At 72.6% G+C, this 21,243-nt stretch carries 17 protein-coding genes and 1 pseudogene; 9 read left to right on the top strand and 9 right to left on the bottom strand.

What is annotated here, in order from left to right; translation table 11 throughout:
- The first annotated feature begins 324 nt into the window (after positions 1–324).
- On the top strand, positions 325–810 hold the full coding sequence (locus tag AC07D6_RS11100; RefSeq protein ID WP_479043413.1) for an iron chaperone: 486 nt from the start codon (positions 325–327) through the stop codon (positions 808–810).
- Positions 811–951: 141 nt separating this feature from the next.
- Here AC07D6_RS11100 and AC07D6_RS11095 read toward each other — a convergent pair whose 3' ends face one another.
- Positions 952–1,443 carry an ATP-binding protein gene (locus AC07D6_RS11095; protein WP_479043412.1) on the bottom strand — a complete coding sequence of 164 codons (492 nt, stop codon included), beginning with the start codon at positions 1,441–1,443 and terminating at the stop codon, positions 952–954.
- A gap of 240 nt (positions 1,444–1,683) precedes the next feature.
- Here AC07D6_RS11095 and AC07D6_RS11090 point away from each other — a divergent pair.
- Together AC07D6_RS11090 and AC07D6_RS11085 are read left to right on the top strand one after the other, a co-directional pair.
- Positions 1,684–2,514, top strand: a pseudogene (locus AC07D6_RS11090) (helix-turn-helix domain-containing protein); the annotation flags it as partial.
- Positions 2,511–2,696, top strand: a complete 186-nt coding sequence (locus AC07D6_RS11085; RefSeq protein ID WP_479043411.1) for a DUF397 domain-containing protein — start codon at positions 2,511–2,513, stop codon at positions 2,694–2,696. The pseudogene AC07D6_RS11090 and the gene AC07D6_RS11085, both read left to right, overlap by 4 nt.
- Positions 2,697–2,745: 49 nt before the next feature.
- Here AC07D6_RS11085 and AC07D6_RS11080 read toward each other — a convergent pair whose 3' ends face one another.
- Positions 2,746–4,392, bottom strand: a complete 1,647-nt coding sequence (locus AC07D6_RS11080; RefSeq protein ID WP_479043410.1) for a hypothetical protein — start codon at positions 4,390–4,392, stop codon at positions 2,746–2,748.
- Between the two features lie 413 nt (positions 4,393–4,805).
- On the opposite strand from AC07D6_RS11080, the gene AC07D6_RS11075 reads away from it, so the two are divergent.
- Together AC07D6_RS11075 and AC07D6_RS11070 are read left to right on the top strand one after the other, a co-directional pair.
- Positions 4,806–5,285, top strand: a complete 480-nt coding sequence (locus tag AC07D6_RS11075) for an N-acetyltransferase family protein (RefSeq protein ID WP_479043409.1) — start codon at positions 4,806–4,808, stop codon at positions 5,283–5,285.
- Positions 5,286–5,327: 42 nt separating this feature from the next.
- Positions 5,328–5,897, top strand: a complete 570-nt coding sequence (locus tag AC07D6_RS11070) for a GNAT family N-acetyltransferase (RefSeq protein ID WP_479043408.1) — start codon at positions 5,328–5,330, stop codon at positions 5,895–5,897.
- Positions 5,898–5,929: 32 nt separating this feature from the next.
- On the opposite strand, the gene AC07D6_RS11065 is transcribed toward AC07D6_RS11070, so the two are convergent.
- From AC07D6_RS11065 to AC07D6_RS11050, 4 genes are all read right to left on the bottom strand, one after another.
- Positions 5,930–7,696 carry an ABC transporter ATP-binding protein gene (locus AC07D6_RS11065; protein ID WP_479043407.1) on the bottom strand — a complete coding sequence of 589 codons (1,767 nt, stop codon included), beginning with the start codon at positions 7,694–7,696 and terminating at the stop codon, positions 5,930–5,932.
- Positions 7,697–7,888: 192 nt separating this feature from the next.
- Complete coding sequence (locus AC07D6_RS11060) at positions 7,889–8,752, bottom strand: carbohydrate ABC transporter permease (protein WP_479043406.1); 864 nt, start codon at positions 8,750–8,752, stop codon at positions 7,889–7,891.
- Positions 8,749–9,750, bottom strand: coding sequence for a carbohydrate ABC transporter permease (locus AC07D6_RS11055; RefSeq protein WP_479043405.1), 1,002 nt, complete (start codon positions 9,748–9,750; stop codon positions 8,749–8,751). The genes AC07D6_RS11060 and AC07D6_RS11055 overlap by 4 nt, the downstream gene beginning before the upstream one ends.
- Positions 9,751–9,827: 77 nt before the next feature.
- The gene (locus AC07D6_RS11050; RefSeq protein ID WP_479043404.1) at positions 9,828–11,147 is read right to left on the bottom strand and encodes an ABC transporter substrate-binding protein; all 1,320 of its coding nucleotides are present in this window, start codon (positions 11,145–11,147) and stop codon (positions 9,828–9,830) included.
- A gap of 273 nt (positions 11,148–11,420) precedes the next feature.
- Here AC07D6_RS11050 and AC07D6_RS11045 point away from each other — a divergent pair, with 273 nt between their 5' ends.
- A complete protein-coding gene (locus AC07D6_RS11045) occupies positions 11,421–13,847 on the top strand; it encodes a glycoside hydrolase family 2 protein (RefSeq protein WP_479043403.1) in 2,427 nt (808 codons plus the stop codon).
- Positions 13,844–14,890: a LacI family DNA-binding transcriptional regulator gene (locus tag AC07D6_RS11040; RefSeq protein WP_315879282.1), complete on the top strand. Its 1,047-nt coding sequence runs from the start codon at positions 13,844–13,846 to the stop codon at positions 14,888–14,890. Before AC07D6_RS11045 ends, AC07D6_RS11040 begins: the two co-directional genes overlap by 4 nt.
- Positions 14,891–14,957: 67 nt before the next feature.
- Here AC07D6_RS11040 and AC07D6_RS11035 read toward each other — a convergent pair whose 3' ends face one another.
- The 3 genes from AC07D6_RS11035 to AC07D6_RS11025 all read right to left on the bottom strand — a co-directional run bounded on the left by AC07D6_RS11035 (position 14,958) and on the right by AC07D6_RS11025 (position 19,292).
- Positions 14,958–16,595 (bottom strand): cellulase family glycosylhydrolase, encoded by a 1,638-nt coding sequence (locus AC07D6_RS11035; protein WP_479043401.1) that lies wholly within the window; start codon positions 16,593–16,595, stop codon positions 14,958–14,960.
- A 427-nt stretch (positions 16,596–17,022) separates the two neighbouring features.
- On the bottom strand, positions 17,023–18,213 hold the full coding sequence (gene manA / locus AC07D6_RS11030) for a mannose-6-phosphate isomerase, class I (RefSeq protein ID WP_479043400.1): 1,191 nt from the start codon (positions 18,211–18,213) through the stop codon (positions 17,023–17,025).
- A gap of 119 nt (positions 18,214–18,332) precedes the next feature.
- Positions 18,333–19,292: an ROK family protein gene (locus AC07D6_RS11025; protein WP_315879279.1), complete on the bottom strand. Its 960-nt coding sequence runs from the start codon at positions 19,290–19,292 to the stop codon at positions 18,333–18,335.
- Between the two features lie 213 nt (positions 19,293–19,505).
- Between AC07D6_RS11025 and AC07D6_RS11020 the strand changes: the two genes are divergently transcribed.
- Together AC07D6_RS11020 and AC07D6_RS11015 are read left to right on the top strand one after the other, a co-directional pair.
- On the top strand, positions 19,506–20,882 hold the full coding sequence (locus tag AC07D6_RS11020; protein WP_479043399.1) for a GH1 family beta-glucosidase: 1,377 nt from the start codon (positions 19,506–19,508) through the stop codon (positions 20,880–20,882).
- Positions 20,883–21,030: 148 nt separating this feature from the next.
- Entirely contained in the window at positions 21,031–21,228 is a 198-nt protein-coding gene (locus AC07D6_RS11015; protein ID WP_479043397.1) for a hypothetical protein, read from the top strand.
- The last annotated feature ends 15 nt before the right edge of the window (positions 21,229–21,243 follow it).

Below are 21,243 nucleotides of genomic sequence, written 5' to 3'. Positions count from 1 at the left end.
CACACCGCCGCGCGGACGCGGGGAGCGCCTGAAGGACACCCTCGCCCGGCCGGAGGACGACGTCGGCCTCCGGGCGGCGGCCCCGGGATCCTCACGACCCACCCCGACTCCCGGCCCCCGGGACGGCTCGGGATCCCGACCCCCGGCCCCGCGTCCCGACCACCAACCGGGGCCCGCTCGCGGACGGCCGGGCCCGCCCGGGCCCCGGGCCGACGCGGGACGGCCGCCGGCTCGGCTGATCCGGTCAGTTTCGGAGAAGCGGGCGGGGGACCCGAAACCTAGTCTGAAACGGCGCGATCGATCCACACCACGAGGAGAACAGCGATGACCACCAAGACCTCGACCGAGACCACCGCCAAGACCACCGCGAAGGACTCCGCCGAGGGCCACGACGGCTTCACGGCGGAGGAGCGGGAGGCGATGAAGGAGCGCGCGAAGGAGCTGAAGGCGTCGAAGGGCCGCGGTTCGCGCGCCAAGGCGGACGGCGAGGCCGACGTCCTCGCGAAGATCGCGGAGATGGAGGGCACGGACCGGGTCCTCGCCGAGGGCGTCCACGCCATCGTCAAGAAGGTCGCCCCGTCCCTCGCCCCGAAGACCTGGTACGGCATGCCGGCGTACGCCAAGAACGGCAAGGTCGTCTGCTTCTTCCAGAGCTCCGGGAAGTTCAAGTCCCGCTACGCCACCCTCGGCTTCAACGACCCGGCGAACCTGGACGACGGCGAGATGTGGCCCACCGCCTTTGCCCTCACGGACCTGACCCCGGCCGTCGAGCAGCGCATCGCCGCCCTCGTCGAACAGGCCGCCTCCTGACCCCGGCCGGCCCGCCGCGGCACCCGCGGCACCCGCGGGCCACCGACCGCCGAGGCGGCGCGGGGCCCGGGACGGCGCCGGCCGCACGGTACGCGGAGCCGTCCCGGTCATGACGGCCAGGTCGAAACCTGGGGGTCGGGTTCACCCGGCCGTGCCGGACCGCCCGGGCGAACGCGCCGGACCGGGGGAACGGGCTGCGCCTCCGGCCGGGTCGCCGTGGGCGGACACCTCCGCCCACACGGTCTTGCCGCCGGGCGGATAGGCGGCGCAGCCCCACCGGTCGGCGAACGCGCCGACCAGGAGCAGACCGCGACCCCTCCCGTCGGCGTCCACGACGTGTGGCGCCCGTTCGCCGCGTGCGTCGGTCACCTCGATGCGGAGCCTCCCGGTACCCGGGTCGAAGGCGAGCCCGAGCCGGAAGCCGCGCCCCCGGACCCGCCCGTGCAGGACGGCGTTCGCGGCGAGCTCGGCGACGATCCACTCGGCGCGCTCGGACACGTCCTGCGGGCAGTCCCAGGCGTGGAGCTCCAGGGCCGCCAGCAGCCGCGCGAGCCTGGCGCCCCGGCGGGTGGAGGAGAAAAGCTGGCTGAAGGCGTGCGCTGTGGGGGACAACTGCGAAGTGCTCGGGTTCATGGGGCCACGGTGGCGGGACCGCCCGCGGCTGCGCGAGAGCCACACCCCGTACGCAGAGTCAGCGTACGGGCACGGAAGGTAGACGGTACGGTGCGTTTGCCGCCACGCTTGATCGGTCGCGCCGTGGAGATCGGCCGACCGGGACAGAGGTCCGTGCGGGCAGGTGTGTGGAGGTGGCCGCGTATGACGGTGATCGAGGGGGACGTCGACGGAGGGGCGGGGGAGCGGGACTAGACGGGGCCGACGGGCGATGGGGAACGGGAACCCGCCCCCTCGGACAGTCTGCGGACGTTCGGCGCCGTCGTCCAGGCGCTGCGCGAGCACGCGGGCCTCAGCCGGGTGGAGTTCGGCGCGCGGATCCGGTTCTCCAAGCACACGGTGGAGTCGGTGGAACTGGGCCGGCGCATGCCGGACGAGGCGTTCGTGGAACGGGCGGAGGAGGCCCTCGGCAACACCGGCGCGCTCCGGAAGGCGGCCCGTCACCTGACGCGCGGCGAACCGGGCCTCGCGGTGTGGTTCCGGCGGTGGGCCCGGCTGGAGAAGGCGGCGGTGAGCATGTGCACGTACGAGTGCAGGCTGGTGCCGGGACTGCTGCAGTCGGAGGCGTACGCGCGGGCGGTGTTCGACAACAGCATCCCGCTATTGACGGACGAGCAGTTGGAGACCCGGCTCGCCGCGCGGATGGAACGGCAGCGGATGCTGTACGAGCGGCCGACGATCCCGTTCAGCTTCATCGTGGAGGAGTCGGTCCTTCGGCGCAGACTGGGCGGGGTGGACGTGCAGATGAGCATGCTCGACCGGATGCTGGAGCTCAGCGCGCCGCGCAACGTGACGCTGCAAGTGGTGCCGCTGGAGGCCGAGATTCACGCGTGCCTGGACGGTCCGGTGCAGCTGCTGGAAACTCCGGACCGACGACGACTCGCGTACTCCGAGGGGCAGCAGAATGGGCGGCTGATCAGCGGCCCGAAAGAGGTGAGTCTTCTCTACCAGCGCTATGACACACTGCGCTCGCAGGCCCTGAACCCCAACATCTCGCGGGGTCTGCTGGAGCGACTGCGAGGAGAGCTATGAGCGCGACGGAATTGGCCTGGTTCAAGTCCAGCTACAGCGGTACCCAGGGCGACAGTTGCGTGGAGGTCGCCCTCACCGAGCGGACCGTTCATGTTCGGGATTCCAAGGACGTGGGCCGTCCCGCCCTCGCGGTGGGGCGTGAGGGATGGGGCCGGTTCGTGCGGTACGCGGCGGACCGCTGACGGTGCGGGTGTCGGCCCGGCGCGCGGCCGGGCCGACGGGGCGGGGGCCTCAGGTCAGGGTGTTGCGCAGGTGGGGGCCGAGGTACCCGACGTACACGCGGCCGGTCCGGGGCCCGTCGTCGTAGAAGTGCAGCCGGGGCGCGATGGTGTTCCCGGAGCCGATCTTCAGGTGTGCCTGCATGAAGACCACGCCGTCCGCGTGGACCTTCCTCGGGACCGGCAGCATGCGTTCCCGGCGCAGCTTGTCCGTGCGGGCGACGGTGTCGGACTCGCGCATCGCCACCTTCGCCGCCGGGAAGGGGAAGTCGCGTGACTCCTCCCCCTTGCACCAGCTCAGGAAGTCACCGCCCGCCGAACCCCCGGCCGACGCCCTGGCGTAGTGGTTCAGGGCGAGCAGGGCGTCCCAGGCCACCCGCAGCCAGTTGTCCACGGACTGGCTGTCGAGGTCGCGGGTGGGCTTGGCCTTGCCGGTGAAGGCGAGGTGGGTCAGTTCGCCGAACCGCTCCAGCAGGTCGGCGAACGTCTCCGGATAGGTGATGTCGGGCGCGTCGGGTACCGCGTACGAGGCCCCGTACCGGCCGACTTCCGCCAGCCTCTCCTGGAGGAAGCGAACCTGCCGCTGCGCGTGCTGGAACTGGTCGTACAACTCCTCGTTCTCGCCGCGCAGTTCGTGGGCGGTGCGTTCCGCCTTGTCGAGGTCGGCGTTGAGGTCGCTGATCTTCTTCGCCTGCGCGGCCTCGGTCTGCTCGGCCTCGTTGAGCATCGCGTGGAGCGTCGTGTTCTCGCCGGTCAGCCGCTGGACGTCCGTACCGTGCTCCCGGGCGCGCGGTCTGGTCCGCAGGATCGGCAGGGAATCCAGGGCGCCGGGCAGGGGCTGCCGCAGGGCCAGGCGCTGGGGGAGCGAGGCGAGGACGGACGCCGCCCGGTGCACGTTGGCCTCGATCGTCCTGCGGGACATCACCGGGTGGCGCTGGGCGTCGGGCTTCCAGGCGGGGTCGAGGCCCGGGAGGTACGTGCGGATGCCGCCGCCGAAGACCGGGTGGAACTCCAGGGCCCGGTTGAAGTCGGGCTGGGCCTCGGGGGACAGCACGTACAGTACGGCGAGGCCCGGGAGGTACTTGTACGCCCTCTCCACGGTCAACTCCGCCCAGTCGTCCACGTCCACGCCGTAGGGGACGCTCGCGACGACGACGGGCAGGCGGCGTTCGCCGTCGCAGAGCTCCTCGACGACCTCCGCGACGTCCTCCGGCTCGATGAAGACCGGTGCGGCCTTCACCTCGGCGAGACCGTCCCGGGCGCCGAGCGAGTCCAGGAGCAGACGGGCGATGCCGGGCGTGTTCGCGCGCTTGGGCACCTGGTCCGGGGAGGCGGGGCGGTGCTCGATGTCCACCTGGAGCCAGGTGCGGCGCCGGTCGTCCTTCGGGTCCGCCCGGACGACCAGGGTGGACTGCCAGGTACCGTCCTCCGGCGAGGGCGTCTCGCGCATCCGCCAGCGGGTGTGCGCGCCGTGCCGGCCGGACGACGAGTCGCAGTCCAGGATCACGTGGGGGGCGATGTCGTTCCGGCCCTCGTCGAGCGCCGACGTGTCGTACCCCTTGCCCTCCAGCCAGGCGTAGAGCTGGCGTTCGGCGTAGGCGGAAGCCGTGACGAAGTCCTGCTGGGTCGATATGACCATGCGGTAGCCGCGGGGTTCCATGGGCGATCCTTTCGAAGCGGCCGGTCGGCGCTGACCGGCCACTCGGCGTGGCTGAGCTGTGGGATCAACGGATCGGTCCCCCGCCTGTGTCGGGGCGCGGCCCGAGGGGGGTGCGGGTGAACGTGTAGTTTTTGGCATCGGCCAGGAGGTTGTCCAGGGTGGCGCCGCTCGCGGTCGCGCGGTCGTGCGCGGCGGGCGTCGGCTCCTCGGCGCGGCGCCGAGTGCCGTACCGGGCCCCGTCCCCGCACGGGGCGGGGGCCCGGGCAGGCCGGTGCCGCCGCGCGACCCGGGACGGCGGTGACGGAAGCGGCCCCACGGGGCGTCCGCCGCCCGCGCCGGTGCGCGACCGGCCGGTGCGGCCCCTCGGGCCGGCGGTTTTCGGTCCAGTACGCCCACGACGGAGAAGAGTCCCCATGCCGCTCCACCCCGGAAGCGCCGCGACCCCGCGCGTCCGCGAGGCCACGCCCGCCGACGGCGAGGCGATCACCGCCGTCTTCCTCGCCTCGCGGGCGGCGACCATGCCGTACCTGCCGAGGCTCCACAGCGACGAGGAGACGCGCGCCTGGATCGACGCCGTGGTCCTGCCCGGCAGCGCCGTCTGGGTGGCCGAGTCGGGCGACCCGGCGGAGGTCGTCGGCTTCGCCGCCCTCGACGGGACCGTCCTCGACCACCTGTACCTGCGGCCCGACGTGCGGCGCCGGGGCATCGGGTCGGCCCTCCTGGAGGCCGTCAGGGAAGCCTCCCCCGAGCGGCTGTCGCTCCACGTCTTCCAGCGCAACGCGGACGCCCGCGCGTTCTACGAGCGCCACGGCTTCACCGCAGGCGCGTTCGACGACGGCAGCCGCAACGAGGAGAACGAGCCCGACGTGACCTACCACTGGACCGCCGGCTGAAAGGCGGCGGTCGGGAGGCGGGATCGTCGTAGCGTCGGCCGCATGGACTCCGCGGACCCCTACACCTTCCGTACCGCCCGCCCCGGGGACGCCGCCGCCGTCGAGGCGGTCGACGGGTCCTTCACCACCGCCACCGTGTTCGAGGTCGCCGTGCGCGAGGACGGGTTCTTCGTGCGGGAGGTGGCCGTGGACCCGCCCCTGACCAAGGTCTTCCCCGACGACGGGACGGAGGGGACCGACGGTGGCGACGGCGACGGCGGTGGCGGGCGGCGGGTCTTCGTCGCCGCCGCCGGGGACGGCGGGATCGCCGGGTTCGCCGCCGTCTCCCACTCCGCGTGGAACCGGCGGCTCGTCGTCGAGGACATCGAGGTCGCCCCCGCGCACCGGGGACGCGGGGTGGGGCGCGGGCTGATGGGGTGCGCCGTGGAGTTCGCGCGGGAGTGCGGGGCCGGGCACCTGTGGCTGGAGGTCAGCAACGTCAACGCCCCGGCCGTCCACGCCTACCGGCGGATGGGGTTCTCCCTCTGCGGGCTCGACACCGCCCTGTACGACGGGACCGCCTCCGAGGGCGAGCAGGCGCTCTACATGAGCATGCCGCTTCCCCGGCCCTGAGCCGGGCGGGTTCCCGTACCGCCCGGGCGCGATCAGGCCAGTTGCGTCGCCTGGAGCCGGGCGTAGGCCCCGCCGCGCGCGAGCAGCTCCGCGTGGGTGCCGGTCTCCTGGACGCGGCCCCGGTCCATCACGACGATGTGGTCGGCGTTCCTGACGGTCGAGAGCCTGTGCGCCACGACGAAGACCGTCCGGCCCGCGACCAGGCGGGCCAGGGCCTCCTGGACGAGCGCCTCGGAGCGGGAGTCCAGGGCGGAGGTCGCCTCGTCGAGGACGAGGACGCGGGGGTCCCGCACGAGGGCCCGCGCGATGGCCAGCCGCTGGCGCTGGCCGCCCGACAGCCGGGTGCCGCGCTCGCCGACGACCGTGTCGAGCCCCTCGGGGAGCCCGTCGACGAACTCGGCGGCGTTCGCGTCCGCCAGCGCGCGGCGGACGGTCTCCTCGTCGACGTCCGGCAGGCCGTAGGTGACGTTGTCGCGGACGCTCCCTTCGAAGAGGACGGACTCCTGGGGGACGACCGAGACGAACCTGCGGTAGTCGCGCAGGTCCAGCTCGCTCATGTCGCGGCCGTCGAGGAGGAGGCGCCCGCCCGTCGGACGGTGGAACCCGAGGACGAGGTTGAGCAGCGTGGACTTCCCCGCACCGGAGCCGCCGACGATCGCGACGGTCCGGCCGACGGGGACGTCGAGCCGGATGCCGCTCAGCGCCGGCCGGCTCTCGCCGTCGTAGGTCAGGCTGACGTCCTCGAAGCGGAAGGCGCCCTCCACGGCGGTCACCCGGACCTTGCCGTCGTTGTGTTCGAGGTCGGGGTCCTGGAGGACCTCCCCGACGGACCGCACCGACTCGACGGCCTTGCCGACGACGGGCGCCAGCGTCAGCAGCGCCGTCACCGAACCGGTGAGGGTCGAGAAGTAGGCGCTCAGCATGACGATCTCGCCCGGGGTGACGTCCAGCCAGCCGTGGTAGGCGACGAGCGCGGTGCCCACCAGGCAGCCCGTGCCGAGGGCGTTGAAGACCACCCAGGACAGGGACCCGAAGCGCGCGTTGAGCAGGTCGAGGCGGGAACCCTCGTGGAGCACGGTGTCCAGGTCCCGGCCGACGCGCCCCAGGGCGGTGCGTTCGAGGCCGTGGGCGCGGGTGATCGGGATGAGCGTGGTCATGTCGCTGACGCTGGACGACATGCGTTCGACCGAGCGGCGGTACGAGGCGTTGCGCTCACCGAGCCGGGCGCGCAGCATCCCGACGAGGAGGACCGAGACCGGCACCAGGACGAGGAAGACCGGCAGGAAGGCGGGGGTGATCACGGTGATCACGCCGAGTCCGCCCGCCAGCGTCGCGACGGCGGTGAGCCCGTTGTCGGCGGTCTGCTGGAGTCCGGTCTCCAGGGTCTCGACGTCCCTGACGACCTTGGTGTGGAGCACCGAGGAGTTGGTGCGGCTGTGGTAGCCGATGGAGAGCTGCTGCATGCGGTGCACGAGCGCCGACCGCAGATCGCGCCCGACACGACGGATCGAACCGTGCATCCAGTGCACGTACAGCAGGTGCAGCGGCGGGTTCAGGGCCAGGACCGCGAACATCACCGCGCAGTTCCACCACAGCTCGGCCAGCGGCCGGTGCTCGACGACGACGTCGATGACGTTCGCCGTCACGGGCGGGAGCAGCCACACGGGAGCGTGCTTGCCGAAGAAGACGGCCACCGCACCGGCGAGCCGCGCACGGGCGGGGCCGAAGAGGTAGAGCAGGGTGCGCAGCGGATGCTCTCCCCGGTAGCGGTGGTCCAGCGGGGTCTCCGGCGTGTGCATGGGGCTGATTCCTTCTCTCGGGGTCCGGAACCCCGCGCCCGCGACGACGGCGCGGTGCCGGGGCCGGGGCGGTACGCGCGTCCGGCACGCGCGGAGCCCCCCGCGCCTGGTGGCGCGGGAGGCGGGTGGCGGAAGGCGGTGGACCGGCGGGCGGGGGACGGCCGCGAGGGCCGGTCGGCGCGTCCTCCTCGTCTACTTCGTGGCCCCCTGCGCGAAACCGTTGTAGATCCACCGCTGGAGCAGCAGGAAGACGACGAGCGTCGGCACGATGACGAGGATCGCCCCCGCCGAGATGGCCTCCCAGTGGGCGCCGAAGGGGCCCTTGAAGCGGAACAGGGCGGTGGAGATGGTGCCGAGGTCCTCGGAGTGCATGTAGAGGAAGGGGATGTAGAAGTCGTTGTAGGTCGTGATCCCCTTGATGATGACGACGGTGGCGATCGCCGGCTTCAGCAGCGGGAAGATGATCTTCCGGTAGATCGTGAAGGCGTTCGCGCCGTCCAGCCGGGCCGCCTCGTCCAGCGAGGTCGGGATGGAGCGGATGAACTGCAGGAAGATGTAGATCGACACGATGTCCGTGCCCATGTAGAGCAGGATCGGCGCCCAGCGCGTGTCCACGAGGCCGAAGCTGTTGATCACCTGGAAGGTCGCGACCTGCGTGGTGACACCCGGTACCAGGGTGGCCACGAGGAACAGCGCCATGACGGTCTTCTTCGCCCGGAAGTCGAAGCGGTCGATCGCGTAGGCGGTCATCGAGCCGATGAGGACGGTCCCGCCGATGGAGAAGAACAGGATGAAGGCCGTGTTGCCGAAGGCGGACAGCATGTTGCCGTCGGTGAAGGCGGTGACGTAGTTGTCGAAGTTCAGCCAGTTCCCCGGCAGGGAGAGCGCGCCCCCCTCCGTGGCCTCCTCCGACGTCTTGAGGGACATCAGGAACACGACGACCAGCGGCAGCAGGACCACCATCGAGGCGGCGACCAGCGACAGGTAGGTCAGCGCGGTCCCGATGGGCGGACGGCGGCGCCGGGCGGGCGGTGCGGCGGTGAGGTCGGAGGTCATACGAGATCCACCTTGTCGTCGGGCACGAGCCGGCGCTGGATCCACGTGATCAGGAGGATGATCGCGAGCAGTACCACGGCGGCGGCGGAGGCCAGGCCGGTCTTGTTGAACTGGAAGGCGAGCTTGACCGTCTGGATGACGAAGGTCGAGGTGCCGGTCGCGCCGCCGGTCATGATGTAGGGGATCTCGAACACGGACAGGGAGCCCGAGATCGCCAGGATGACGCTGAGGCTGAGGACGGGCTTGATGCTCGGGGCGATGATGTGGCGGAACTGCTGCCACCTGCTCGCGCCGTCCAACTGGGCGGCCTCGTAGAGCTCGCCGGGGATGGACTGGATGGCGCCGAGGAAGAGGACGAAGTTCAGCCCGGTGTAGCGCCAGATCGACACCCCCGCGAGGGAGGTGTTGGCGGAGGTGGGGTCGCCGAGCCACGAGTGGTCCGTGGTCACGCCCAGCCAGGACAGGACGGAGTCCAGGGTGCCGCCGTCCTGGAAGAAGTAGAGGAAGACGAAGCCGATCGCGACGCCGTTGATCAGGTAGGGGAAGAAGAGGATCCCCTTGAAGAAGTTGCGGAACCGCAGGTTGAAGCTGAGGACGGTGGCGAAGTAGAGCGCGACGGCGATCTGGAAGAAGGACGCCGCGAGGTAGTAGCCGCTGACGAAGAAGACGCGGAAGAGCTCGGGGCGGGTGAAGATCTGTACGTAGTTGTCGAAGCCCGTGAAGTTCCGGTCCGGGCTGACCCCGTCCCAGTCGGTGAAGCCGTAGTAGACCATGTTCGCCACGGGGACGTAGGTGAACGTGATCAGCAGCGCGAGCGGCAGCACCAGGAAGAGCCACGGCGTGATCCGCCGCAGCGGGCTGTCGCGCCAGGAGCGCTGCCGGGGGGCCTCGGGCGCGCCGCCGCGGCGGGCCCGCCGGCCCGCCGTACGGGTCTTCTCCGGAGCGGACCGCCCGGTCGTGGCGGCGCGCCCGGGGGCGGTGTCGGTTGTTTCGGTCATGTCGGCCTTTCGTGTCCGCGTCTGCGGGCGGAAGGGCCCCGGCCGGTGTCGTGCGGCCGGGGCCCGGTCCGCCGGTGTCAGGAGCCGGCGGTCTTCGCGGCCTCGTTCCACCGCTTGTCGAGGTCGGCGAAGAACTCCTGGAGGTTGCCCTTCTGCGCGCCGCGGGCGATGTCGACGAGCTGCTGCCGGTAGTCGGGCTTGGCCAGGCCGATCTCGGCGGCGTTGTCGATGGCGTTCACCTTCCCGGTCTCCGCCTCCGAGCGCTCCACCACCTTGACATCGTTGTCACCAAAGTCCTTGAGGGTGTCCGGCATGGCGGCGGCCTTCACCGCGGAGATGGCGCCCTCCTTCGCCGAGTAGCCCGACTTCTCGGTGAACCAGTCGATCCAGGCGCGCGCCGCGGACTTGTGCTCCGAGTGGGCGTTGACGGCCTGCTGGTAGTCCGAGGCGGCCGTCGCGCAGAACACGCCGTCCTTCTGGACGGGGAACGGCATGAAGCCGATCTCGGCGGGGTCGGCGCCGGCCTTCTTCGCCGCGTCCTGCATCTGCGTGATCGCCCAGGAGCCCAGGTGCATGGTGGCGATCTTCCCCTTGGCGATCATGCCCTTGGAGGCTTCCCAGTTGGTCGTGTTGGGGTCCTTCTCCGACAGGCCGCCCTTCACGATGTCGTGCAGCAGCGAGTCGATGACGTGCAGCTCGCTGCCCTCCTTCCAGGGGGAGACCGGGCCGGCCAGCTTGTCGTTGGCCTTGGCGTCGCAGGTGACCGAGCCGATGTTGTTGCTCCAGGCCGTCATCGGCCAGTTGTCCTTGAAGTTCGTGTAGTACGGGACGGCGTCCGTCTTCGCCTTGATCGCCTGGAGGTCGGCGAGGAACTCCTGCGGGGTGGTCGGCCAGTCGGTGATGCCGGCCTTCTTCCAGACGGCCTTGTTGTAGACGAAGCCGTTGGCGGTGCCGAACTGGGCGATGCCGTAGACCTTGCCGTCGACCTCGGTCTTGTCGCTGAAGCGGTACTTCGAGCCGAGCTCCTCACGGGTGCCCAGGGGGGCGAAGAACTTCGGGTAGTCGTTCTTGGCGACGGCGGCCGGGATCATGAGGACGTCACCGTAGTCCTCGGTGTTCATCCGGATCTTGACCTCGCCCTCGTAGTCGGTGAGCGCCTCGAAGGACACCTTCACCTTGGGGTAGGTCTTGTTGAACTCGGCGGCGTACTTGTCCATCGTCCCGTTCTGGACGAGGTCCGTACGGTGCGTGAGGACCTTGATCTCGCCGGAGACGTCACCCGGGGAGGACGGCGCGGCAGCCGTCTCCCCGGAGGGGGCGCCCCCGCCACTGCACCCCGCGACGGTCAGCATCGCGGTGGCGAGAAGCGCCCCCGTGAGCGTCTTCTTCTTCCCCATGTGCCCAGCTCCTTCAGGATTGCGGCTCAACTCTGCCGGTGGGATGTCGGCACTATGTCAGTCGGATGTGAACCGGTAAAGCTCCGGTTTCCAGCGTGATGCCTAATCGTTACTCTCGACCCGGTGTCCGAGCAGGTCTCGGCCGTGCAACGGCCGGGCCCCGCCCTGGTTGTCGGGAGCTAGACCGGTTTATGGACAGGGGGTGATCGGCAGGTTAGGTTGTCCGCCGTCGTACATCCGACCCGGCCTGAGTCAGGCGATTGGAGCCGCACCATGAAGGACATCACGCAGCTCACCGAGGGCTGGAGCCTGCGCCACGGCGACGCGCTCCTCGACGCCCGCGTACCCGGTTGCGTCCACACCGACCTGCTGGCCGCCGGGGTCATCCCCGACCCGTTCATCGGCCTCAACGAGAAGGAGGTCGCCTGGGTCGGCCGCCAGGAGTGGACCTACACCACGCGGCTCGCCCACGACAGCGCCCACGAGCGCACCGACCTGGTCTTCGACGGCCTCGACACCGCCGCGCACATCACCCTCGACGGCGAACCGGTCGGCACCACCCGCAACATGCACCGCCGCTACCGCTTCGACGTCACCGGACGCACCGGCGAGCTCCAGGTCCGCTTCGCCTCCGCCTACGACGAGGCGGACGCCGTCCGCGCCGTGACGGGGGAGCGGCCCAACGTCTACCCCGAGCCGTCGCAGTACATCCGCAAGATGGCCTGCAGCTTCGGTTGGGACTGGGGGCCGACCGTGGTCACCGCCGGCATCTGGCGCCCCGTCCGGCTGGAGCACTGGTCGACCGCCCGCATCGCCGACGTCCGCCCCCTCGTCACGGTCGACGGCGGCACCGGCCGCGTCGAGGTCCGGCTGGACCTGGAGCGCACCGCGCGGGGCGAGGGCCGCCCGCTGACCGTCCGCGCCCGCGTCACCGGCACCGGCGCGGAGACGGAGACGGAGGCGGCGGAGGCGGAGGCCGTCGCCACCGGCGACGGCGCCGTCCTGCGGCTGGAGGTGCCCGACGCGCGCCTGTGGTGGCCCCGCGGCTACGGCGAGCAGCCCCTGTACGACCTGGAGGTCACCCTCGCCGACGACGACGGCCCGCTCGACGCGTGGCAGCGCCGGATCGGCTTCCGCACCGTCGAGCTGGACCGCTCCGCCGACGAGCACGGCACCGGCTTCACCTTCGTCGTCAACGGCGTCCGCGTCTTCGCCCGCGGCGTCAACTGGATCCCCGACGACGTCCTGCCCTCCCGCATCACCCCCGAGCGGTACCGCACCCGCCTCACCCAGGCCGCCGAGGCCAACATCGACCTCGTACGGGTGTGGGGCGGCGGCATCTACGAGGACGACGCCTTCTACGACGCCTGCGACGAGCTGGGCCTGATGGTCTGGCAGGACTTCCTCTTCGCCTGCTCCGCCTACCCCGAGGAGCAGCCGCTGCGCGGCGAGGTCGACGCCGAGGCGCGGGACAACGTCGTCCGGCTCATGCCGCACCCCAGCCTGGTCCTGTGGAACGGCAACAACGAGAACCTGTGGGGCTTCCGCGACTGGGAGTGGGAGCCCGCCCTGGCCGGCGACTCCTGGGGCGAGGGCTACTACCTGGGCCTGCTGCCCCGGATCGTCGCCGAACTGGACCCCACCCGCCCCTACGCCGCCGGCAGCCCCTGGTCCGGCTCCTGGGACCACCACCCCAACGACCCGGCCCACGGCACCCACCACTCGTGGGAGGTGTGGAACCGCCAGGACTACGCCGAGTACCGGGCGAGCGTGCCCCGCTTCGTCGCCGAGTTCGGCTGGCAGGCGCCGCCCGCCCTGGCCACCCTGCGGCGCGCCCTGCCCGGCGAGCGGCTCGCGCCCGACTCGCCCGGCATGCTGCACCACCAGAAGGCCGAGGACGGCAACGGCAAGCTGAACCGGGGCGTCGCCCGCCACTTCCCGCTCCCCGAGGACGACTTCGACCGCTGGCACTACCTCACCCAGATCGTCCAGGCCCGCGCCGTCGCCGCCGGCATCGAGCACTGGCGGGCCCACTGGCCCGTCTGCGCCGGCACCGTCGTCTGGCAGCTCAACGACTGCTGGCCCGTCAGCTCCTGGGCCGCGATCGACGGGGACGGCCGCCTGAAGCCGCTCTACCACGAGCTGCGCCGCGTCTACGCCGACCGGCTCCTCACCCTGCTGCCCGACGCCGAGGGGCCGACCCTCGCCGTGGTCAACCAGTCCGCCGAGCCCTGGCGCGCCGCGGTGACGCTGCGCCGCCTGGCGGCGGACGGCACCGCCCTCCACCGCACCACCGTCGACGTGGCCGTGGAACCGCGCTCCGTCGTCCGCCTGCCCGTGCCCGCCGATGCCGCGCCCGCCGCGGGGTCCGCGAAGGAGTTCCTCGTCGCCGACGCCGACGGGCTGCGCGCCGTGCACTTCCCGGTCCCCGACAAGGACTTCGCCTACCCGCGGCCCCGGTTCGACGTCGCGGTGGAGCCGGTGCCGGGCCAGGAGGATAGAGTCGACGTCGTGGTGAGCGCGCACACTCTTGTCCGAGACCTCCTGCTCCAGGCCGACCGGCTCGGCGCGACGGCGACCGCCGACCGCGGCCCGCAGACCCTCCTGCCCGGCGAGCAGACCCGCATCCGGGTCTCCGGCTGCGGCGCCCCGGAGGTCACGGACGTCCGCTCCGCCCTGTTCTGCGTGGACGTGATGTGAGCGGCCCGCCGGAGCGCGTCACCATCAAGGACGTCGCGGCCAGGGCCGGGGTGTCCAAGGGCGCCGTGTCGCTCGCGTTCAACCACAAGCCGGGCGTGTCCGACGCCACCCGCGAGCGGATCTTCGCGGTCGCCCGCGAGCTGGGCTGGGCACCGAGCGCGACCGCGCGCAGCCTCTCCAGCCAGCGGGTCGACATCGTCGGGCTGGCGCTGTGCAGGCCGGCCCGGCTGCTGGGCATAGAGCCGTTCTACATGGACTTCATCTCCGGCATCGAGAGCGTCCTCGCGGACCGCTCCTGTTCCCTGCTGCTGCGGCTGGTCCGCGACGTCGACGAGGAGATCGCGCTCTACCGGAACTGGTGGCGCGGTCGCATGATCGCCGGGGCCGTCCTCGTCGACTTCCGGCAGAACGACCCCCGCGTCCCGTCGCTCCAGGCCATCGGGTTGCCCGCCGTCGCCGTCGGCCACCCGTCCCTGACGGGCTCCTTCCCCGCCGTGTGGACGGACGACGCCACGGCGGTCGGCGAGGCCGTCCGCTACCTGGCGGCCCTCGGGCACCGCCGGATCGCCCGCGTCGGCGGTCCGGCGGAGCTCGGCCACAGCGCGATCCGCGCGGAGGCGTTCCGGTCCACGGTGCGCGGGCTGGGACTGGAGGAGGGCCGGCAGATCGCGACGGGCTTCGACGAGAAGGAGGGCGCCCGGGCCACCCGGTCCCTGCTGCTCGCCGCGGACCGGCCCACGGCGATCGTGTACGACAACGACATCATGGCCGTCGCGGGCGCGGGCGTCGCCGCGGAGATGGGGCTGGTCGTACCGGACGACCTGTCGCTGCTGGCGTGGGACGACTCGCAGCTCTGTCGGATCACGCATCCGACGCTGTCCGCGATGAGCCACGACGTGCACCGCTTCGGCGCGGAGGTGGCGCGCGTCCTGTTCGAGGTGATCGAGGGCACGCACACCGGCCCGCACCAGGTGCCGACGCCGACGCTGACTCCGCGCGGCTCCACCGCGCCGGCGCCCGCGTCGCACGGCCGGCCGGCCTGACACGGCGGAGGGCCGCGCCCCGGAGGGGGCGCGGCCCTTGGTCGTACCCGGCTTCCGCGGCGCCGGGTCAGCCCTTGGCGCAGGGGGCGCCGTTGAGGGTGAAGGCGGCCGGCACGCCGTTCGTACCGGTGAACGAGGCGTTGATGCCGAAGCTCACCGAGCCGCCCGCCGGGATGGTCTCGGTCCACGACTCGGGGGTGGCCCGGACCTGGGTGCCCTGCTGGACGACCTTGGCGTTCCAGGCGGAGTGCACCGTCTGGGAGCCGGGGAAGGCGAAGTCGAGCTGCCAGCCCTTGACGGCCGTCGTCCCGGTGTTGCGGATGGTCACGTCGGCGTTGAAGCCGCCGCTCCACTCGTTCATCCGGTACGTGACCGCGCAGGCGCCCGTGGACTGCGCCGGCGCCGTGGTGACGGCGACCGGGGCGGAGCGCGCGGAGCGGTTGCCGGCGGCGTCGCGGGCGTAGACGGCGAAGGAGTACGCGGTGGACGGCGTCAGGCCGGTGACGGTCGCGCTGTTCACGGCGGCCGTCGCGACGCGGGTCTCCGCGGTGCCGTCGAGGCGCACCACGTCGTACGCGGTGACCGCCGTGTCGTCGGTGGAGGCCGCCCAGCCGAGCGTCACGCTGGTGGAACGGACGTCCGACGCGGTCGGGGTGCCCGGCGCGGTGGGGGCCTTGGTGTCGCCACCGCCGCCGCCGGAGTAGACGCTCGCCTCGCGGGAGGTCGCCTTGATGCCGTTCGCGCCGTTGAAGATCCGCTCGCCCCACGAGGAGAGGCGGGAGGGGTCGAAGCCGAGGGCCATGTCGAGGTACTCGACGCCGCCGCCGTTGCCGCTCCACGACCACCCCAGGTAGCCGAGGCCGAGCTCCTCGGTGGTGGCCATGATCGCGTTCTCGTCGGGGTTGCCGTCGGAGTGGTCGTGGCCGAACTCGCCGACGACGATCGGCAGTCGGGCGGAGACAAACCGGTTCAGGTAGTCCCGCACCTCGGCCGCCGTGTCGAACACGCCGTACATGTGGATGGAGAACACCGTGTTCCGCGCCGGGTCGGCGGAGAACACCCGCTGGGCGTTGTCCCGCATGGTGAAGGACCAGTCCTGGCCCCAGTTCGGGCCGTCCACCATCAGGGTGTGGGTGAATCCGGCGGTGCGGAGCCGGTTGATCGCGGCGGACGTGTCCGAGGTCCACGCCGTGTATCCGGAATTGCCGTGCGGCTCGTTCCCGATGTTCAGGACGACGTACTTCTCCTGGCCCTTGAGGGCGCTCTGCACACTGACCCAGTAGTCCACGGCGCGGTCCAGCGACACCGCGCCGGCCTGCTCGCCGTACCCGGTCGTGTCGTGCGCCTCCAGGACGCAGACGAGCCGGTTCTCCTTGCACTGGGCGACGACGGCCGCCACGTCGGCGGTGTCGTTCTTCGTCCAGCGGTCGCCCGTGGCGAGGACGACGCGGACCGTGTTGGCGCCGAGCGCCTTGACGTCCTTCAGGGCCTTCGGCGTCGTGGCCGTGTACCAGGCGTGGGCGTGGTTGACGCCGCGCATGACGAAGTCGTTGCCGTTCGCGTCCAGCAGTCGGCCGTCGCTGACCTGGAAGCCCGGTGCCGCAGTCGCCCCGGCGTCGGCCGCCTGGGCGGCGGAGGGGGCGGTGAACACCGAGGCCGCCATGGCCAGCAGCGCTCCCGCCGCGGTGGCCAGTCTGTTTCTCATCGCTTGCTCCCAACGTGGTCGCACGTACGCCGCGGACGCGTGCGTTCCCGGCGTACGGCTGGCGGTTCCCTTGCGGGGCTGTGCTCCCGGCCCCCGCGGACATTCCCCGGAGGTGCTTGGGGGCGGAGAATGTCCGGTGGGTGTCGCGCATTCACGAAAATGGTGCGTCGGAGAGCCGGGATGGATTCCCGCTGTCCGGTCCGAGATTGCGGCTCCAAGACCGGACAGCGGGGGAGCGGGCGCCGGCGGGGAACGCGGCACGCGCCCCGGGTAAAGGGCGTGTGACCGACGGTGGTTCATGGTCCGACCGGCGACTGGAAGAGAGGCTAGAACGCAGTCACGACCGGGACAACCGTTGGGGCGAAACCGGTTAAGTTTAGTTGTCGTTCACCTTGCGGAGGTGTTCCGGATGTCCGGTCGGGGTGTTTCATCCCGCCGTGGCGGTGGCCCTGAAGACCGTTCCGTCCCCGGTCACCTCGATCTCCTCGCCGGCCGGGACGTACGCCGAGGCGCCCGGCCCGAGGTCGAGTTCGCCCTCCCGACCCGCCAGTCGGACGCGGCCGTGGGTGCACACGAGGATCTGCGGGCCGGCCCCGTCGAGGTGGTGCGCGGCGCGGGCCGTGCCCGGCCGGAGCCGGGACAGCCGGAAGTCGTCGACCGGCGCCGGGTAGACCTCCTCGCCCCCGTCGAGGACCACCGGGCGCACGGCGCCGGACGGCCCGGCGGCGAAGCGCACCACGCGCAACAGCTCCTCCACGTCCACGTGCTTGGTCGTCAGCCCGCAGCGCAGCACGTTGTCCGAGCCGGCCATGACCTCCACGCCGAGCCCCCGCAGGTACGCGTGCGGCACCCCCGCCCCCAGGAACAGCGCCTCGCCGGGGGCGAGCCGGACCTGTCGCACCATCAGGGCGGCGAGCACCCCCGGGTCGCCGGGGTGGACGCGGGCCACGTCCTCGTAGACCGCGCACTCCCGCCCCCACGCGCCCCCGCCCCGCGCCACGCGCCCCAGCGCGCGGGTGACCTCGGCGAGCAGGGCCGGGTCGGGGGAGGTGAGGAACGCGGAGAACACCTCGCGCAGGGCGTCCTCCTCGGTGCCGGAGCGCAGGGCGTGCGCGTACGGGGCGAGGCCGGCCACCCCGAGGGTGTCGAGGAGCTCGGCGCACTCGCGGGCCGGACGGAAGCCGCACAGGCCCTCGAACGGGCTGAGCGCGACGATCATCTCCGGCTTGTGGTGGGCGTCCCGGTAGGTGCGGTGCGGCGCGTCGAGGGGGACGCCGGCGGCGTTCTCGCGCGCGTAACCGGCCGCCGCCTGCGCCGCGTCGGGGTGCACCTGGAGCGACAGGGGCGCGTCGGCCGCGAGGAGCTTGAGCAGGAACGGCAGCCGCGGCCCGAACCGGCGCACGGTCGCGTCGCCCAGCTCGGCACCGGGGTCGGCGGCGATGACCTCGTCGAGCGGCGACGGGCGGCCCCCGCGCGACACCCGGGAGGGGGCCGCGGGGTGGGCGCCCATCCACAGCTCCGCCTGCGGCGTGCCGTCGGGGACGGTCCCCATCAGTTCGGGCAGCGCGGTGGGGGAGCCCCAGGCGTAGGGGCGGACGGTGTTGCTGAGGAGGTCCACGGGTGGGTTCCTTTCGACCGGCCGGCCGAGGGACGTGCCACCCGGGGCGGCGGGAGGGAGGGGGGAGACGGGGAACTACGGGCAGGGCGGGCCGGGGGCCGGCCCGCCGGCGGGCGCGGTCAGCCCGCCGGTACGCGCGGCGCGGGGACGGATCCGGTGCGGGCCGCCGCGGCCGCCGCGCCGATGAGCCCGGCGTCGAGGGCCAGTTCCGCGGGGACGACCGGCACGCCGCGCGCGAAGCCCAGCACCGCGTACGCGTCCAGCCACCGCCGCAGCGGGGCGAACAGCGTGTCACCGGCCTGCGCCACGCCCCCGCCGATGACCACCACGTCCAGCTCGACGAGGGTGATGGTCGCCGCGATCCCGGCGGCCAGGGCCTGCGCGGCCCGGTCGTACGCGGCCCGGGCCGTCGCGTCGCCCGCGCGGGCGGCGTCCGCGACGGCGGCGGCGGTCGCCGCGGTGCCCGGGGGAGGCGTCCACCCGGCGGCCAGGGCGCGGGCGGCGATCGCCGTACCGCTCGCCAGGCCCTCCACGCACCCGCGCGCGCCGCACGGGCACGGATCGCCGTCGAGGTCCACGGAGATGTGGCCGATGTGCCCGGCGTTGCCCGAGGGGCCGGTGTGCAGCCGCCCGTCGAGGACGAGCCCGCCGCCGACGCCCGTGGACACCACCATGCACAGCGCGTTGTCCCTGCCCCGCGCCGCGCCCATCCAGTGCTCGGCGGCGGTCATGGCGACTGCGTCGCCGACCAGCACCGGCCGTATGCCGGCGGGCATCCGCGGATGGGTCCGCACCCGCTCGACCAGCGGGAACGCGCGCCACCCGGCGATGTTGACCGGGCTGACGGTCCCGGCGGCCGTGTCGACCGGGCCCGCGCAGGCGATCCCCACGCGGTCCAGGGACGCCCAGGCCGGGTGCGCGGAGAGCTCGTCCAGGACGGCGGTGACGGCTCCCATCAGCGCCTCGGCCGGCTCGCGGGCGGGCGTCGGCCGCTGCGCCCGGGCCACGAGACGGCCCTCCGGGTCGACGAGCGCCCCGGCGATCTTCGTACCGCCGATGTCCAGAGCCCCGTACACCATCGCGTCAGCCTTTCGTCACGGGTAGCGCGGGGCCGGGCGCCCCGCGAGGGATCACTGTGCCTGGAAGGTGACAACGTTGTCTAGCCGGTCGGCGGAGTTCAGCATAGGTTTAGTAAATCCCTCTCCCATTGGTCGGACCACCCTTTACGACGCCACTTGATCGGTTCAGTATCGGAGGGCCGTCCCCACCGCTCGAAGGGCACCGACACCCCGATGACCGACTTCCCCTCCTTCCCCCGCCACTTCGTCTTCGGCACCGCGACCGCCGCGTACCAGATCGAGGGCGCCGTCCGCGAGGGCGGGCGCGGGGACTCCATCTGGGACACCTTCGTGCGGCTCCCCGGCCGCGTCGACGGCGGCGACTCCGGTGACACCGCCTGCGACCACTACCACCGCCACGCCGAGGACATCGCCCTGCTCAAGGAGCTGGGCGTCGACTCGTACCGCTTCTCCATCGCCTGGCCCCGCGTCCAGCCGACCGGCACGGGCCCCGCCAACCCCGCCGGGCTCGACTTCTACGCGCGCCTCGTCGACCGCCTCCTGGAGGCCGGTGTCGAACCGGCCGTCACCCTCTACCACTGGGACCTGCCCCAGGCCCTGGAGGACCGGGGCGGCTGGCGGAACCGGGACACGGCGCTGCGGTTCGCGGAGTACGCCTCCGTGGTCGCGGAGGCCCTCGCGGACCGCGTGCCCCGCTGGATCACCCTCAACGAACCGTGGTGCAGCGCCTTCCTCGGCTACGCCAACGGCCACCACGCCCCCGGGGCCCGCGAGGGCACCCCCGCCCTCGCCGCCGCCCACCACCTGCTCGTCGGGCACGGCCACGCCATGGGCGCCCTGCGCGCCGCCGGCGTGCGGGAGGCCGGGATCACCCTCAACCCCGACCACGTCACCCCCGCGACCCCCGGCCCCGAGGACACCGCCGCCGCCCTGCGCGCCGAGACGCAGCGCAACCTCGTCTGGACCGAGCCCCTGCTGGCGGGCCGTTACCCGGAGTCCGAGGAGGACACCTGGGGCGAGCTGATCACCCGGCAGACGTTCCGCCGCCCCGGCGACCTCGAACTGATCTCCGCGCCGATGGACTTCCTCGGCATCAACTACTACACGCCGGCCGTCGTCCGCGACGCCCCCCACCGCGAGCCGGACCCGCGGCTGCGCACCGCCGACGACAACCGGTTCGCCGCCGTCGGCATGCCGGGCGTCCGCCACACCGCCATGGACTGGCCCGTCGCCCCGCACACCCTGCACGCGCTGCTGGTCTCCCTGCGGGACCGCTACGGCGACGCCCTCCCGCCGATCCACATCACCGAGAACGGATCGGCCGAGCACGACGAGCCCGCCCCCGACGGCACGGTGCACGACACCGACCGGATCTCCTACCTCGACGGGCACCTGCGCGCCGTGGCCGCCGCCCTCGCGGACGGCGTCGACGTGCGCGGCTACTACGTGTGGTCGCTCCTCGACAACTTCGAATGGGCCCACGGCTACAGCAAGCGCTTCGGCATCGTCCACGTGGACTACGCGACGCAGCGGCGCACCCCGAAGGACAGCTACCACTGGTACCGGCGGCTGATCGCCGCGCGGAGGTGATCCGGGGCGGGGGGCGCGGAAGCGGCCCGGGGTGAGGGGCGGAAGTGACCGGAGGTGAGGGGGTGGGGAAGCCGCCGGCCCGGGTACCCGTGCCTCCGCCGCCCCGTGCCGGGGCGGGTGGAACCCGGCGAATTCCCGGAGGCGAGACATGAGCAGCGACCGCACGAGCGACCCGTGGGGCTACCCCACCCCGTCCCAGGCGGAGGGCGAGCGGGAGCGGGATCCCGGTGCCGAGGAGCACCCCGACGTGGCCCGGTCGACCCCGTCCCAGGCGGAGGGCGAGCGGAGCGCCGAGGAGGGCGAGACGGAACTGGGGCCGGAGGCCGCGAAGAAGAACATCACCTGACGCGACGCGGGCCCC

This window comes from Streptomyces sp. NPDC045287 (assembly GCF_056432325.1).
The sequence above is the reverse complement of the archived record's forward strand: the minus strand, read 5'-3'. Positions and strand labels throughout refer to the sequence as shown.